Here is a 14,456-nt window from a genome sequence, read left to right as displayed (position 1 = left end):
AACGCTTGCTCGTCGTGGATGCTCAGGCGGCGGATTTTAGCGCCTGGAAGCGCTTCGCGCCGGCGGCGGTCGTCTGGCATCAGGTGGCAGGAAGGCGGAGCGCGACGCGCCATCCCGTCTGGGCCGCATCGATCGGCTGCAGCAACCAGCGGCGCGCGGCGATCGTATTGCGCTTCTGCGTGACGTATTCGTCTACCGCGAGTTCAAGGGTATCGTCGCCGACGCGGGACAGTGTCGCGGCGGCGCCGGAGCCGTCCGCGAATTCGATGACGGCGGGATGCGGCTGGGCGGTGCGCGGCGCATCGCGGTCGAGCGTCACGATGCTGCCCGGGTAGAGGTGCGAATGGTTTGTCCGCAGCAGGACGGCAGTGGGCATGAAAAGCGCTCCGGAAAACGCCGGCCTGGGCGACGTGAGCCGGCTTCCGGAGCCTACATGAAGGTGAGCGTTTGCGGGATCATGGCTGGCAGACGCCAGGATGTGCGGTGCCTGAGGCCAGACTCGAACCGGCACCCCCTCAAACATGCCCCTCATGCTCGATCGCCCGTCCCGGCGACGAGCGCGCGGCGACCTGCATCGGCACCCCCGACACCCTCGCCGCCCGCTTCGCCCACATCGCCGTCAGAATCGGCACGAGAATCGCCGTCACGAGGCACGCGGTTGCGACGATCGCCGTCGCCGCCGGCACCATCGGCTTGAACTTCGGGATCATCTCGCCGATGATCGCCGGGTTCGCGACCGCGGCGCCGGCCGTCGACGACGCGGCCAGCCCGGCCGTCCCGTTGCCGCCGCCCAGGAACTTGTCCGCCAGAATCAACGGCACGCCCGTCACGACGATCACCGCGAGCCCGAGCGCGATACCCGGCAGCCCACTCTTCGCGATCACGTTCAGATCGATGCCGTTGCCGAGCGCGAAGCCGAAGAACGGGATCAGCGGATGGACGCAGCGCCCGAACAAGTCGCGCAGCTGCACATCGAGATTGCCGAGCGTGAAGCCGATCAGGAATGGCAGGACCGCGCCGACGAAAAGCCGCGTCTCGAACACCGCGACGCCGGCCGCGCCGAGAATCAGCATGCTGACGAGCGGCCCCGATTCGATCGACATCAACACGAACGCACCGGCTTCTTCCTTGGTGCCGTATTGCTGCATCACGGCCGCATAGAGGCCGCCGTTGGTCATGTCCATCGACGTCGTGATCGCGAGCAGCGACAGGCCCGCGAACAGGCCCGTGCGGATACCGTCGTCGGGGATGAACCGCGCGGCGATCAGCGTCGCGAGCCATGCGACCACGATCTTCGTCGCGAGCAGCGTGCCCGATTTGCGCAGCACGACGCCCGTCGCGCGCAGGTCGATCGTCGCGCCCATGCAGAAGAACCAGACGGCGAGGATCGGCACCGTGCCCGCGATCAGGCCGTTGGTGAACGAGCCGAAGTACTTCCCGGCGTTCGGGGCGAACGTGTGCACGCACGCGCCCAGCAGCATCGGGACCAGCATGAGCCCGCCCGGAATGCGGTCGATGGCCTGTTTCAGCTTCACGTCTCCTCCGTGGACGTCGATGCGTCCCGTTGTCGAATGATGTCTGCTGACTGACTATAGGACATGATTCGGAACGGTGGTCCGTTTTTATGCGCTTCGATGGTCGTCGTATCATCCGGAAGCGACGACCGTCGCGCAGGATTGAGCGAGTGCCGGCCGCGAACCGGCAAACCGAGAAAACGATAGGGCGTAGCGGGCGAATGATGAAGATGAAAACGACGATGCGCATCGGCATCGCGATGCTGGTGCTCGGTGCGAGCGTGGGCGCGAACGGCGCGCACGCAAAGAGCGCGGTCGATTGCGGGAAGCTCGACGCGGCCACGAGCGGCCCGGACGACAACTTTCGGCCGCCGGCGTCCGGCACGGTCGTCGGCACGGGGCGCGCGTATTTCTACTCTGCGCCCGACGCGCAGTGCATCACGAAGCGTACCTTCATCGTTCCTGGCGATTCGGTGACCGTCTACAAGTCGCACGGGCGCTGGTACAACATCATGTACGTGAACGGCAAGACCGGCGACGACGTCGAAGGATGGGTCGAGCAGGATCGCGTGCGCGTCGGCGGTCAATACGGCGCGCAGTAGTCGCCTTCGGCGTCGCCGCTACACCGTCGCCCATGCGACGTCGCGCTTCAGGTTCTTCGCGCGCAGCGGCCGCTGGTACAGGTATCCCTGCGCGTACTGGATCCCGATCGCATGCAGCGCGCGATGCTGGGTTTCCGTCTCCACGCCTTCCGCGATGATCTTCATGCCGTAGTGGTGCGCGACGGTCGCGATCCCTTCGATCAGCTTCGCGCTGCCGCTGTCCAGTTGCGAGACGAACTGTCGATCGATCTTCACGTAGTCGAAAGGGAAGCGCGACAGCATGTCGAGATTGCTGTGATGCGTGCCGAAATCGTCGATCGCGAACTTCGCGCCTTTGGATCGCAGCGCCTGGAAGATCTCGGTGGTGCGCGCGTTCTTCTCGAGCAGGATGCGCTCGGTGACTTCGAGCACCAGCGTGAAGCCGGGCGGCAGCGCGCGGATCGTTTCCTCGACGACGGCCACGAACCGCGCGCGCTCGAGATCCCGCGGCGCCACGTTCACGGCGATGCGCAGCGGCGCGGACGGCGTCAGCGCGGTCAGCTCGGACACCGCCGTGCGCAACACGAATTCGGTGACCTTCGGCAGCAGCGTGCTCGATTCCACCTGCGGGATGAACACGGCCGGGCTGATGGCCCCCCACTTCGGATGGTGCCAGCGCAGCAGCGCCTCGACGCCGACCGTCCTGCGCGTCTGCACGTCGACGATCGGCTGGTATACGACATGGAATTCGTTGCGCCTGAGCGCGTGGCGCACGGCCTTCAGCAACAGCCGCCGCGGCGCCATCGCGAGCAGGTAGGCGGCCATCACGAGGCTGTCGGCCAGCAGGACGATCGTCGCGCAAATCAGCCGGTCGTGGCGCCGGACCTGTGACGCGTAGCGCGCCGATGCGACGACCGACACCGTGAACGGCCAGCGCTGCGACGCAATCGTGCTGCCGCCCGTGGGGCCGGCGTCCGTGTCCGGCGCGAACGTCCCGTGCTGATCGAGGCGGCCCGACCCCGCGATCGACAGCGTGGCCGTTTCCGCCCCGTTGGCGGTGCCGAGGGCGAGCGCGTCGGCCACGTAGTCGCCTTCGATCAGGTACAGGACGCCCGCGCCGCGCGCAGTGGCGCGGAATGCGTACAGCACCGGAATGCCGCGCTGGAACGCCGTCTGGCGCAGCAGCGTGACGGTCATCGATCCCGGTTCGGGCTCGCGCGCATACTTGACGAGCGGCACGTCGATCGAGCCGAGCGCCGACGAACATATGACGCGGCCGTCGTTCACCAGCGCGACTGCACGCAGATAGCGCAGGCGAGTGCCCACTTCGGCCAGCGTCCGGAACACCGTCGCGCACGGCTGTCCGACCAGCGCGGTCAGCTCGTCCGCGTGGCGGAGGCGCACGCCGTCCAGGATGCGGTCCACGGAAGCCACGATGTCGTGGGCCACGGCGCGCTCATGCGCGGTGACGGTATCGCGGGCGTAGCGGTCGGCCAGCACGATCGCGAACGCGGGCACGAGCACGCAAATGATCACGGCGGCGAAAAGGACGACGTGCGGCCACGCGCCGCCGCGGTGGAAAAGATGCGTCGAGCCGGGCGGGAGCGCCCGTAATCCCGCGGTTGCCTTTGGTGTTGTACGCATGGCGTGGCAAGTCGAACCGGTCGGTGCGCCGACGGCGCGCAAGCCGCATGCCTGATTCGGACCATGCGGCTTGCGCGCCGGTTTCGGGACGCCGATCGAGTCGGGCGTCGCGACGGCATCCGCTCGGCCAGTCGCGATCAGCCATTCATCTGGCAGCATTCCTTAAGAACATGCGCACATTCGGCATGTATCTCGATGTAACGTACCGAAAAAAGCCCCGGCCGCACGGTGCGTGCAGCCGGGACAAAAGACACCGTCTCTTGGCACGAGGATGGTGCGTGGCAAGTATAAGATGCGGCGCGCCATTACGTAATATCGTTGTCTAAAAATTGATGATGTTTCGGGATTGCGTCTCGAAAAGAAACATTTCAATAGGGCGCCGTGGTCGGCAATTTGCCGCCAGCGCGTCAAACCGGAGCGTTGCGATGAAAGAAAATGCCACACCGACGGTCATCGTGACCGATGGCGCCGCCGCGGCGGACGGCGGTTCGCTGTGGATCCGGATTTCGGTGGACGGGGAGGCCCGCGACTATTCGCTCGATCGCGCGCTCGCGTCGCGCGGTACGCCGCGTTACGACAGCATCCGCGGCGCGCACGGCGTGCTGTCGGAAAGAGAGCGACGGGAATTGCGGGGGCTGCTGGCGCGCATCGCCGACCCCGCGATGTGGGCCGGCATCGTCGGCACGTTCATCCAGGTGCTGACGCGCCCCGACGAGCCATGAACGATGCGGTGCCGGCGGCGCGTCAGAAGTCGTTGCGCATCTTGTGGAGCAGGCCGCTGGGCGACTGGTGCGTGTCCACGGCGGTGAGGACATCGGTCACGAACCACGGCAGGTTCAACTGCGTATCGGAATCGCCGACGCAGACGCGGATCGGCGGCGCGCTGGACGGCGAATGGGCGCCTTGCGCGGCATCCCGCGACGGCACGCAATTTTTCGCGTAGGCCTGAACCGGAACCGGCGCGATGCCGGAGGACGCACCGGCGAAGGCCGGCGCGGACACGCCGATGGTGGCAAACAGGGTCAGGGCAGCGGCAAGGGCGACGCGTTTCATGAGGGTTCTCCGGCGATGCACGTTCGACCATGCGAGCCGCCGTGAGTTCGTGGGCGCAACATGCGAGTCACCTCCCCGAACAGACTGCTGGCCGCGTACAATGCCGGCCGTCCGCGTCTGCCGCTCGCCGCAGGCCGCACCACCGCCGCGGCGACTCGCCGCACGGGTGTCGTTCCACGCATGTATATTGTCGCCGTGCATCGATCGGCCGGCGATATCGCGCCGCTTCGTTTGCACGTCTCTGTGCGCGCACTGCCAACCCGCCCGAGCGCGGTGCTCGCGGCGAAGCGTCCAGAGCAATTACAAGAACCAGAGAGCGTTCCGAGCCCGCCCATGAGCGATACCGAAGTCGTTTTTCAAATAACCGCGGACGATCTCGTCCACGCCTACCGCCTGCATCTTTGGCGCAGGTGCAACTGGAAATACCTGCTCAAGTCATTTGCGATCGGTGCGATCGTGTACATCGTCCTGCTGGTCGGCGGCGTCCGGATAGCAAGCGGACATTTTCCGGAATGGCGCTATGTCTGGATGGCCGCGGGAATCGCGGCTGTCGTCGCGATCGGCGTGCCCATCCTGAATCATCTGATACTGCCGCGCGCAGGTCGCAAGATTTACGACCAGCAAAGGACGCTTCATCAGGTTCACACGGTCATTTTCCAAGGCGACCGGTTCATTGTCGAAACGCCGACTTCGCGCGACGAAATTCACTACGCGGATCTCATTCACTGGAGCGAGGATCGTCAAATGATCCTGCTATATCAGTCATCGGTGATGTTCCGCGTGGTACCGAAGCGCGTGCTGAACGACGGACAAGTGGCATTCCTGTATCGAGTGCTGCTTCAGAACGGCGTGCACAAAGTCTAGCGGGCCGTGGCCGGACGGCCTGCGCCGTCCGGGTTTCAACGCGCGCTTGCGGCCAGGAGGCCCCGCGCATCCCATCACTGATACCCGTAACACCGCTTCAACCCCGCGTAGTCGTAGAAGTGGCTGCCCGGCGCGATCTTCGCGCCGTCGCACGCGGCCTGGAAATCCGTCTCGCGCTCGTTGTACAGCATCTTCACGATGAGGCGCGATCCGTTGCGATAGACATCCCACTGCATGTTCGCGGCCATCGGCGACACCTGGTCGCCGCGCCACGGATTGTTCGCATACGTGTACGTCTGCGCCTGAGGCGTCGGCACGAACACGTTCTTCAGGTTCATGATCGACGCGAACGGAATCACGATCTCCGCATGCGTGAAGCGCAGCTTCGCGGCGTGCGTCAGGTCGCCGCGCGCGATCGCGTCGACTTCGCCGAAGAAATCGTCCTGCAGCACCTTCGCCATCCGGTACGTCACCGGGTTCGCTTCCTGGATGCCGGGCCCCTTCTGATAGTAGTCCTCGGCATCCTGCAGATACGCGAGATACTGCGCCTGCTCCGCGCCGATGTACTTTTCCATCGTGACGCCGCCGGTTTCCGCGGTCATGGCCGGCGCGACCTGCAGCAGGTTGTACAACACGTTCACCGCATCGACGGCGGTTGCGATCTTCGTCTTGCCGTCGCCCTTCAGCGTGTTGGTGAACTTGCCATCCGTCGACGTGAACGCATAGGTGCCGGTGTTCGCGAATGTGTAGCCGTCGGCGCCGAGCTTCGCGATGAAGGCCGGCGACACGAGCGCGGACAGCACCGTTTGCGCGACGTCGGCGGCCTGCGGCGCGGCCTTGATCGCCTTCAGCTTCGCGGCCACCGTCGCGTCGTTTGCATAGGTCTGGTACGCCTGGCTCGCCTGATAGGTCGCGTAGTACGGATCGCTCGTGTCGGTCACGAGATCGGTGGCCGGCTTCAGCGAATGGAAATACAGCAGGAAGCGGTTGGTGCCGGCCGGCTGCGCGACCGGTGCGCTCGCCGGATAGCCGGCCGGCGCGGCCGGCAGCGTGATGGCCGGCGCCAGTGCCGGCTGCGCGGCAACCAGTGCCGCCGAGAAATACGTCGAACTGTCGACCGCGCGATCCTGGCCCGAGTTGACGACGACCACCTGCCGGTTGCCCGCCGCGAACAGCGCGGGTAGCCGCTGCGCGAGACGCGCGGCAAGTTGCTGATGTTCGCGGATGCCGGTTTGCGTGAGGTTGCCGTACCCGGGTGTCGAGATGCCCTGTACGCCGTAGCCGAGCAGCGCATCGGCCTTCATCATCGCGTACGTGTCGGCCTTGAGCTGCACGCCGAGCGGCGTCAGCGCGCCGTCGGCCTCGGCCTTGACCAGCATCGCGTAGATCGCGCCGTCGTATTTGAAGCCCGACAGCCCGCGCGAGCCATGACGGGCGACGAGTTCGGCATAGACGGGCGCGTAGCCGGCCGGCGGCGCTTCGTACGTCGCGGCGTCCTGCTGCGGGCGGTACGGCGTCTTCGTCTGGTAGTAGGTCGCGGGTGCCGGAGTCGGCGTGGGCTGCGGCTGCGGTGCGGGCGTCGTGCCGTTGTTGCCGGCCGACGTGGCGGGTGGTGTCGAATCTTCACCGCCGCAAGCGGCGAGCAACAGGCAGGCAATTGCGAGGGCGGCGGCGGTGCGGGTCGGGCGTGTCATCGTGACGGGCAACGGACGGGACGAAGCGCATGTGCGTCGTCCCGTCTTCTGGGGAAAGTAGTCGAGCCCCGAAGTGTTGCAAGCGACTTTGACAGCAGAATGTCAGGGTGAGGTCGGGCAATCGTCGGATTGCCGCCGAATCGACGATGATGGCCGGCCACGGCCGGCCCGTGTGCGGGCGTTCAGTGCAGCCCGGCCGATGCGATCGAGCGCACTGTATCGGTGATGTTCACGCAGCGCGACAGCCCGAAATGCTCGGCTTCACGGCGTTCCGGTTCGCTGCTCGCGATCCCGACCGCGCGCTCGCGCGGCACGCCGAGCGCTTGCAGCGCGACATCGAACGGATGCTGATTCGATCTGGAGTCCTGTTGATTGGTGTCCGTGACGACGACCGAGAAGCGGTCGAGGTTCGCGCGGCCGAACTGGCCTTCGAACATGTCGTTGAGCCGCGCGGCCGGCAGCGTCGTGACGAGGCCGAGCCGATAGCCTTCTTCCGATGCGCGGTCGAGCCACTGGATGATCGCGTCGCGCTGATGGCGCGATTCGCGCGAATCCGGGGTTGCTTCGATCTGCGCGAATGCTGCGTCGAGACGGGTGACGATGGCTTCGATGACCACGGTGATTCCTTTTCAGAAACGTGATGATCCGTTCGCCGACGGGAATGCCACACACCTTAGCGTCGATCCGGAAAACGCGACCAATTAATATTTTTAGCCGACTTATACGATTCGACTAATGAATGGGGCGGCAAGCCAGAGCGGGCGCGGGCTGCGTGTCGCGCGGCATGCCCCGCATGAATGGAATCGTGTCGACGGCGTTCGACGTGATGCACCAGCGTGGCGCGCATGGTGAATGCATCGAGCATAGGCATATAAAAAAACGACATATCGAGCGATGCCGGCCCGATATGCCGCGTTGCGATGCCGTGCGCGAACAGGTGCGATCAGTGCAGCTTGATCGACGGCTGGTTACGGCTTTGCAGCCAGTGGCTCAGCGACTGGAACAGCGCGCGCTTCGCGCCGACCACGCTGAACAGGTGCTTGCGATACAGGAACTTGTACAGCCCGATCGCCGCGAGCCCGTCGACGATCAGCGAGCGCGAGCGCACGCCGATGTCCGCCTGGTACACGGCGCCCGCCTGCCCGAGCGACACGACGGTGCCCGCGTCGTGGAACGTGAAGCCGGCCACCGGCTTGCCGGCGATGCGGCGCGCGAGCGCGTTGACCAGATACACGGCCTGCTGGTGCGCGACTTGCGCACGCGGCGGCAGGCACCCGCTTGCACCGGTCGACGGGCACGCGGCGCAGTCGCCGAACGCGTACACGTGCGGATCGTCGGGCGTTTGCAGCGTGTCGGTCACGATCACCTGATTCGACCGGTTGAGCGCGATGTCGCCGATGTTTCGCAGCATCGCGGGGCCCGCGACGCCGGCCGCCCAGATCGTGATGTCGCTCGCGAGGCGTTCGCCGGTCGCCGTCGTCACGGCGTCCGCGCCGACTTCCGCCACGCGCGTGTCGGTCAGCACGTCGACGTTCAGCGCGCGCAGTTGCGCGTGCATCTTGCCGGACAGCCGTTCGTCGAGCGCCGGCAGGATGCGCGGGCCGCCTTCGATCAGCCGGATGTGCACGTCGCGCGCGGACACCAGCGCCTTGAAGCGGTACGTCGTCAATTGCTGGATCGCGTGCCGCAGCGCTGCGGCCAGTTCGACGCCCGTCGCGCCCGCGCCGATCACGTTGATGCAGATCGGCGCCGCGCGCCGCGCGGGCTGCTGCTCGGCGACGTGATTCGCCTTCGTGCAGGCGGCAAGGAACTTGCGGCGGAAATCCTCGGCCTGGTCGAGGTTTTCGAGGGGCAGCGCATGGCGCTCGGCGCCCGGCACATTGAAGAAGTTCGTCACGCTGCCGACCGCCAGCACGAGATCGTCATAGTCCAGCGAGCGCTGCGGCAGGATTTCCGTGCCGTCCGCATCGTGCACGGCCGCGATCGTCGCCGTGCGCGCCGCGCGGTCGACCCACTGCAGCGCGCCCTGCACGAAGCGGAAGCCGTGGCGCTTCGCCTGCGCTGCGTATTCGATCGTGTGGGACGCCGGATCGCGATGGCCCGATGCGGCTTCGTGCAGCAGCGGCTTCCAGAAGTGCGTCGGATAGCGGTCGACGAGCACGATCTCGGCCTGCCCGCGGCGTCCGATCGTATCGCCGAGACGCGTCGCGAGCTGCAGGCCGCCGGCGCCGCCGCCGACGATCACGATGTGCGGCAGGCGCGGTGCGCGGTCCATTGCAAGGGTGGGCGTGGTGTTGTCCATGTTGGGCTCCCGCTGAATGACGATTCGGATGACATTGCTCAAGAACCGACGATATAGTTTCGTACCCAGTCGAACAATTTAATGTTTATAAGCGACTCATATGTATTCACTTATAGGAAAGACCGCGACGTTCCGGCAGTTGAAGGCGCTGGACATGATCGCGCGGCTCGGCAGCGTGTCGCGCGCGGCCGAGGAGCTGAACCTGACGCAGCCGGCCGTGTCGCTGCAGGTTCGCCTGCTCGAAGAGGCCGTGGGCGCCGCGTTGTTGCAGCGGGTGGGACGCGGCGTGCAACTGACCGCCGCCGGCGAGATCGTGGCGCGCTACGCGCGCGAGATCCTGCACCTGTGGAGCGAGGCCGGCGACGAAGTGGCCGCGCTGACCGGCGATCTCGGCGGCACGCTGCGGATCGGCGCGATCACGACGGCCGAATACCTGATCCCGCCGCTGCTCGTCAAATTCACCGCGACGCGTCCGCACGTGAAGACGTATTTCAAGGTCGGCAACCGCGACGACATCATCCGTATGCTGGCGACGCATGAAATCGATCTCGCGGTGATGGGCAGCGCGCCGAAGGAGTTGCGCACGCACGCGGTCGAGTTCGCGAAGCACCCGATGGTGTTCGTCGCGGCGCCCGGCCATCCGCTGATGCAGCGCAAGCGCGTCGCGCTGAAGGATCTCGAATCCGCGCACCTGCTCGTGCGCGAACGCGGCGCGGGTACGCGCTCGACCGTCGAGAGCCTGTTCAAGAACGCGGGCTATCGCTTTCATGTCGGATCCGAACTGTCCAGCAACGAGGCAATCAAGCAGATGGCCGAAGCGGGCCTCGGCGTCGCCTTCCTGTCGTTGCACGCGTGTGCGCTCGAACTGCGCACGGGGCTGCTCGGGCAACTGCCGTTTCCCGGCAACCCGATCGAGCGCGAATGGTATGTGGTCACGCTCGCCGACCGGCGGATCTCGCAAGTGACGGGGTTGTTCCGCGACTTCCTGATCAAGCAGGGCGCGCCGGTGATCGACGGCGCGACGGTGGCGTCGCACGAGCGGCGGCGCAAATAAGCGGGTGTCGGGCGGCCGGTCAGACGAGCCCGAAGTCGTCGTTGCTGTCGGGAATCGACGCGAGCAGCCGTTCGAGCCGGTACCAGCCGACGACACGCAGGCACCACGCGGCGACGGCGGTGCGGCGGTTGCGGGAGTCGGGGCCGGATGGAGCGCGAGCGGCGGAAGGCGAGGGCGCGATGAACGTCGCGCGTAGCGGGCAGTAATGGGGCATGACGGGGCTCCGTAGGTGTCGGATGAGGCGATCGTAGGCTTCGCGGCGCCCGCCGGCGCGCACGCAAGGATCGTCCCGAGCAGAAACGGATGATCTTTTTCTGCTTGATTCGGCGGCGGCCGCGCAGGGCCGGCACGCCGGCCCGAAACGCGTCACAATGCGCGTTCGGCACCTGATCTGGTGGAGACCATCAATGAGCGATCCGATTCCTGCCGCGCCGACGGACAACGGCGTCCCCGTCAGCCTGCGCTCCAGCCGCGGGCTCGGCTGGCGCGGCTTCGGCGCGTCGCTGCTGGAAATTCGCGCGGGCACGTACCGGATTCCGGCGGCCGAGCATCACCGGATCGGCGTGCATATCGGCGCGCCGGTGCGCGCGGATTGCGTGTGCGACGGCGAGCGCGTGTCGCGCATCCAGGCGCACGGCGACGTCGACGTGATTCCGGCCGGCCTGCCCGGCCAGTGGACCGACAGCGCCGACTGCCGGATCCTGCACATCGCGCTCAGCGACACGTTCGTGCGGCGCACCGTCGAACAACTCGAACTGAAGCCGTCGCGCGCGCAGATCCGCCGGCGGCTGCAGGTGCGCGATCCGCGGCTGCAGCACATCGCGTGGGCGATGGCCGCCGAACTCGAAGCGGAAGACGCATCCGATCCGCTCTACGCGGAAAGCCTGTGCACGGCGCTCGTCGCGCGGCTGGTCGATGGCCAGCCGGCGTTTCGCGAACGCCGGCGCACGCTGGCGCCGAAGGCGGCGGCGCGCGTGATCGACTATGTCGAGGCGAATCTCGACCGGCGCATGACGCTGGCCGAACTCGCGGCGCTCGTGTCGATCAGCGTGCCGCATTTCAAGGTGCTGTTCCGCGAAACGCTCGGGATGCCCGTGCACCAGTACGTCGTGCGGCGCCGGGTGGAGCGCGCGAAGGCGCTGTTGCTCGAAGGCCGGCTCAGCATCAGCCAGATCGCGCTGGAAGCCGGGTTCGCGCATCAGAGCCACATGGCGAACTGGATGAACCGCGTGCTCGGCGCGACGCCGACCGAGATCGCGCGGTCGGGTGCGCGGGGCGGGTTGCGGCTTGCCTATGACGGCGAGGATGGCACGAAGCCTCCACGTCGCTAGCGCGCGGACGGACGCGCGGGCCGTACCCGCGCTCGCATCCCGTCATCCTTTCCTGCTCGATTCATCCCTCCGTGCGCGCCTTTCCGGTCGCGCCTGCCGACAATCACAGCACTTTCATCCCCCAGGAGCGAATCGTGTTCGTGATCTTCGGAGTATCCGGCAACGTCGGCCTGTCGACTGTGACGACCTTGCGCAACGCAGGCCATTCCGTACGTGCGGTGCTGCGCGATGCACGCCATCGCGAACGTTTTGCGCAGCTCGGCTGCGATGTCGCGATCGCGGACCTGACGGACGCGAATGCGATCGCCGCGGCGATCGACGGCGCGCAGGCCGTGCAGATGCTGTGCCCGGTGCCGGCCGCCGATCTCGATCCGGCCGCGACGATGACACGGACGATCGATGCAGCGACCGCCGCGCTCGCCGCGAACCCGCCGCCGGCGCTGCTCGCGTTGTCGGACTACGGCGCGGAGCTTGATGGCAATACGGGTATCACGCGTCTGTTTCATGACTTCGAGGAGCGGCTGAAGACGATCCCCACCCAACTTACGCTGCTGCGCTCGGCCGAGCATCTGCAGAACTGGGCGCGCGTGCTGCCGGTCGCGCTCGGCACCGGCGTGCTGCCGAGCTTTCACCATCCGGTCGACAAGGTATTTCCGACGGTCTGGGCGCCCGATGTGGGCGTCGTCGCGGCACGGCTGCTGCTCGATGCACCGGAAGGCGGGAGCGCGCCGCGCATCGTCAGCGTCGAAGGGCCGCGTCGCGTGAGCGTGACCGCGATTGCGAATACGTTGGGCGCGGCGGCGGGCCGAGCGATCGTCGCGCGCGAGCTGCCGCGCGACACGTGGAACGCGACACTGCTGCGCGCAGGGCTCAGCGAGCGTCATGCACAGCTGATCGTCGATCTGTACGACGTGCACAACGCCGGGCGGATCGATGTCGAGGCCGACGTGTCGGAGCGGGTGTACGGGACGACGACGCTGGAGGAAGCGCTTGCGCAACTGGTGCGCAAGCATGCGCGTTGAGTGAAGGGGGCGCGGCGCGCATCACGCGGGCCTGCGCATCTTGTTCAACACCGCATACGCCACCGACCCGATCACGATCCCCCAGAACGCCGACCCGAGCCCGAGCCACGTCATCCCCGACGCGGTCGCGAGGAACGTGATCACCGACGCTTCGCGGTGGTTCTCATCCTCGAAGATCCCATGCACGTTCGCGCCGATCGCACCGATCAGTGCGAGCCCCGCCAGAATCGCGACGAACGCCTTCGGCAGCGCGAAGAACAGCGTGACGATCGTGCCCGCGAAGAGCCCGCCGATCAGGTAGAACGCGCCGTTCGCGAGCCCGGCGACGTACCGCCGCGCGGGATCCTCGTGCGCGTCCTTGCCGGTGCAGAGCGCCGCGGTGATCGCCGCGACGACGATCGTGATTCCGCCGAAGCACGCGACCACCAGCGACATCACGCTGGTCGCCGTGATGATCGGGCGCGCCGGCGTGTGATAGCCGGACACGCGCAAAATCGTCATCCCCGGCAGGAACTGTCCGGTGAGGCTGACGACGACGAGCGGCAGCGCGAGGCTGAGCGTCGTGCCGAGCGTCCATTCGGGCGTGATGAAGATCGGCCGTGCGAGGCTCGGCGACACGTTGCCGAGATCCGTCATCCCGAGCAGTGTCGCGAGCGCGGCGCCCGTCAGCAGCACGAGCACGATGCTGTAGCGCGGCAGCAGCTGCTTGAAGATCACGTACGCCGCGATCATCCCGAAACCGAGCACCGGCTGCGCGGTCGCGGCGGAGAACGCATGCATGCCGAACGGCAGCAGGATGCCGGCCATCATCCCGCACGCGATGCCGCGCGGGATGTGGCGCACGAGCCGGTCAAAATAACCGGAGACACCGATCGCCAGGATGATCAGCGCGGCCGTGATGTAAGCGCCGACGGCCTGGTTGAGCGTCAGTTGCGGAAACAGGCCGACGAGCAGCGCAGTGCCCGGCGCCGACCACGCGGTGACGACGGGCACCTTCAGCTTCCAGCTCGCGAACAGACCCGACACGCCGGCGCCGATCGAGATCGCCCAGACCCACGACGACACCATGTCGTTGGTCGCATGCGCGGCCTGCGAAGCCTGGAAGAAGATCGCGAGCGGGCCCGCGTAGGAAATCAGGACCGCGAGGAAGCCTGCGGTGATCGCCGAAACGGACCAGTCGTTGCCGAGCGCGCGGATCGCGCCGGGTGGGGTGTCGGGTTGCATCGTCGTCGGGGAAGGCGGCGCGCGGCCGTGCGGCGGAGCCGGGACGAATGATGGTCGGAAGCCCCGGATGAGCCGCCATTCTGCGCATTGCCGACGCAATTGGCAATTCGCGGACGACGATCGGCGGTGTCGGCTTTTCGTAAGGATGGGTGCCGAAATGCGGAAACTTCTGA

Annotated in this window: 15 protein-coding genes; 6 read left to right on the top strand and 9 right to left on the bottom strand. The window is 66.7% G+C overall.

From position 1 onward, the window contains the following. Positions 1-79 precede the first annotated feature (79 nt). Both J8I33_RS27510 and kdgT read right to left on the bottom strand, forming a co-directional pair. Positions 80-376 carry a hypothetical protein gene (locus J8I33_RS27510; RefSeq protein ID WP_050017120.1) on the bottom strand — a complete coding sequence of 99 codons (297 nt, stop codon included), beginning with the start codon at positions 374-376 and terminating at the stop codon, positions 80-82. A gap of 139 nt (positions 377-515) precedes the next feature. Next, complete coding sequence (gene kdgT, locus J8I33_RS27505; protein WP_050017119.1) at positions 516-1,535, bottom strand: 2-keto-3-deoxygluconate transporter; 1,020 nt, start codon at positions 1,533-1,535, stop codon at positions 516-518. 221 nt (positions 1,536-1,756) lie between these two features. Here kdgT and J8I33_RS27500 point away from each other — a divergent pair, with 221 nt between their 5' ends. Further along, positions 1,757-2,116, top strand: coding sequence for a hypothetical protein (locus J8I33_RS27500; protein WP_239469000.1), 360 nt, complete (start codon positions 1,757-1,759; stop codon positions 2,114-2,116). 18 nt (positions 2,117-2,134) lie between these two features. On the opposite strand, the gene J8I33_RS27495 is transcribed toward J8I33_RS27500, so the two are convergent. After that, positions 2,135-3,739, bottom strand: a complete 1,605-nt coding sequence (locus J8I33_RS27495; protein ID WP_209939474.1) for an EAL domain-containing protein — start codon at positions 3,737-3,739, stop codon at positions 2,135-2,137. 425 nt (positions 3,740-4,164) lie between these two features. Here J8I33_RS27495 and J8I33_RS27490 point away from each other — a divergent pair, with 425 nt between their 5' ends. Beyond that, positions 4,165-4,461 carry a hypothetical protein gene (locus J8I33_RS27490; RefSeq protein ID WP_050017117.1) on the top strand — a complete coding sequence of 99 codons (297 nt, stop codon included), beginning with the start codon at positions 4,165-4,167 and terminating at the stop codon, positions 4,459-4,461. Between the two features lie 22 nt (positions 4,462-4,483). Here J8I33_RS27490 and J8I33_RS27485 read toward each other — a convergent pair whose 3' ends face one another. Next, the gene (locus tag J8I33_RS27485; RefSeq protein WP_050017116.1) at positions 4,484-4,792 is read right to left on the bottom strand and encodes a hypothetical protein; all 309 of its coding nucleotides are present in this window, start codon (positions 4,790-4,792) and stop codon (positions 4,484-4,486) included. Between the two features lie 60 nt (positions 4,793-4,852). Between J8I33_RS27485 and J8I33_RS27480 the strand changes: the two genes are divergently transcribed. Continuing rightward, positions 4,853-5,656 (top strand): YcxB family protein, encoded by an 804-nt coding sequence (locus J8I33_RS27480; RefSeq protein WP_245170263.1) that lies wholly within the window; start codon positions 4,853-4,855, stop codon positions 5,654-5,656. Between the two features lie 74 nt (positions 5,657-5,730). Here J8I33_RS27480 and J8I33_RS27475 read toward each other — a convergent pair whose 3' ends face one another. The 3 genes from J8I33_RS27475 to J8I33_RS27465 all read right to left on the bottom strand — a co-directional run bounded on the left by J8I33_RS27475 (position 5,731) and on the right by J8I33_RS27465 (position 9,652). Beyond that, on the bottom strand, positions 5,731-7,350 hold the full coding sequence (locus tag J8I33_RS27475) for a histidine-type phosphatase (RefSeq protein WP_209939473.1): 1,620 nt from the start codon (positions 7,348-7,350) through the stop codon (positions 5,731-5,733). 182 nt (positions 7,351-7,532) lie between these two features. After that, positions 7,533-7,967 (bottom strand): phosphatase, encoded by a 435-nt coding sequence (locus J8I33_RS27470; RefSeq protein WP_050017113.1) that lies wholly within the window; start codon positions 7,965-7,967, stop codon positions 7,533-7,535. 326 nt (positions 7,968-8,293) lie between these two features. Further along, a complete protein-coding gene (locus J8I33_RS27465; RefSeq protein ID WP_124594885.1) occupies positions 8,294-9,652 on the bottom strand; it encodes an NAD(P)/FAD-dependent oxidoreductase in 1,359 nt (452 codons plus the stop codon). A gap of 100 nt (positions 9,653-9,752) precedes the next feature. Between J8I33_RS27465 and J8I33_RS27460 the strand changes: the two genes are divergently transcribed. Continuing rightward, complete coding sequence (locus tag J8I33_RS27460; protein ID WP_034203040.1) at positions 9,753-10,706, top strand: LysR family transcriptional regulator; 954 nt, start codon at positions 9,753-9,755, stop codon at positions 10,704-10,706. 19 nt (positions 10,707-10,725) lie between these two features. Here J8I33_RS27460 and J8I33_RS27455 read toward each other — a convergent pair whose 3' ends face one another. Further along, positions 10,726-10,920, bottom strand: a complete 195-nt coding sequence (locus tag J8I33_RS27455) for a hypothetical protein (RefSeq protein WP_209925897.1) — start codon at positions 10,918-10,920, stop codon at positions 10,726-10,728. A 193-nt stretch (positions 10,921-11,113) separates the two neighbouring features. Here J8I33_RS27455 and J8I33_RS27450 point away from each other — a divergent pair, with 193 nt between their 5' ends. Together J8I33_RS27450 and J8I33_RS27445 are read left to right on the top strand one after the other, a co-directional pair. After that, entirely contained in the window at positions 11,114-12,037 is a 924-nt protein-coding gene (locus J8I33_RS27450; protein WP_050017110.1) for an AraC family transcriptional regulator, read from the top strand. Positions 12,038-12,171: 134 nt separating this feature from the next. Continuing rightward, the gene (locus J8I33_RS27445) at positions 12,172-13,059 is read left to right on the top strand and encodes an NAD(P)H-binding protein (RefSeq protein WP_209939472.1); all 888 of its coding nucleotides are present in this window, start codon (positions 12,172-12,174) and stop codon (positions 13,057-13,059) included. A gap of 21 nt (positions 13,060-13,080) precedes the next feature. On the opposite strand, the gene J8I33_RS27440 is transcribed toward J8I33_RS27445, so the two are convergent. Then, on the bottom strand, positions 13,081-14,283 hold the full coding sequence (locus J8I33_RS27440) for a benzoate/H(+) symporter BenE family transporter (RefSeq protein WP_209939471.1): 1,203 nt from the start codon (positions 14,281-14,283) through the stop codon (positions 13,081-13,083). Positions 14,284-14,456: the final 173 nt, after the last annotated feature.

The sequence above is a fragment of the Burkholderia sp. AcTa6-5 genome (genome assembly GCF_017815075.1).
GTDB lineage: Bacteria > Pseudomonadota > Gammaproteobacteria > Burkholderiales > Burkholderiaceae > Burkholderia > Burkholderia sola.
Note: the sequence above shows the minus strand (reverse complement) of the source record. Positions and strands in the feature narration are given on the sequence as shown.

What these genes read in the sequence shown, in the direction of transcription:
- J8I33_RS27510 (WP_050017120.1), bottom strand. Translation starts at nt 376, where the DNA reads ATGCCCACTGCCGTCCTGCTGCGGACAAACCATTCGCACCTCTACCCG.
- J8I33_RS27500 (WP_239469000.1), top strand. Translation starts at nt 1,757, where the DNA reads ATGCGCATCGGCATCGCGATGCTGGTGCTCGGTGCGAGCGTGGGCGCG.
- J8I33_RS27495 (WP_209939474.1), bottom strand. Translation starts at nt 3,739, where the DNA reads ATGCGTACAACACCAAAGGCAACCGCGGGATTACGGGCGCTCCCGCCC.
- J8I33_RS27490 (WP_050017117.1), top strand. Translation starts at nt 4,165, where the DNA reads ATGAAAGAAAATGCCACACCGACGGTCATCGTGACCGATGGCGCCGCC.
- J8I33_RS27485 (WP_050017116.1), bottom strand. Translation starts at nt 4,792, where the DNA reads ATGAAACGCGTCGCCCTTGCCGCTGCCCTGACCCTGTTTGCCACCATC.
- J8I33_RS27480 (WP_245170263.1), top strand. Translation starts at nt 4,853, where the DNA reads ATGCGAGTCACCTCCCCGAACAGACTGCTGGCCGCGTACAATGCCGGC.
- J8I33_RS27475 (WP_209939473.1), bottom strand. Translation starts at nt 7,350, where the DNA reads ATGACACGCCCGACCCGCACCGCCGCCGCCCTCGCAATTGCCTGCCTG.
- J8I33_RS27465 (WP_124594885.1), bottom strand. Translation starts at nt 9,652, where the DNA reads ATGGACAACACCACGCCCACCCTTGCAATGGACCGCGCACCGCGCCTG.
- J8I33_RS27460 (WP_034203040.1), top strand. Translation starts at nt 9,753, where the DNA reads ATGTATTCACTTATAGGAAAGACCGCGACGTTCCGGCAGTTGAAGGCG.
- J8I33_RS27455 (WP_209925897.1), bottom strand. Translation starts at nt 10,920, where the DNA reads ATGCCCCATTACTGCCCGCTACGCGCGACGTTCATCGCGCCCTCGCCT.
- J8I33_RS27450 (WP_050017110.1), top strand. Translation starts at nt 11,114, where the DNA reads ATGAGCGATCCGATTCCTGCCGCGCCGACGGACAACGGCGTCCCCGTC.
- J8I33_RS27440 (WP_209939471.1), bottom strand. Translation starts at nt 14,283, where the DNA reads ATGCAACCCGACACCCCACCCGGCGCGATCCGCGCGCTCGGCAACGAC.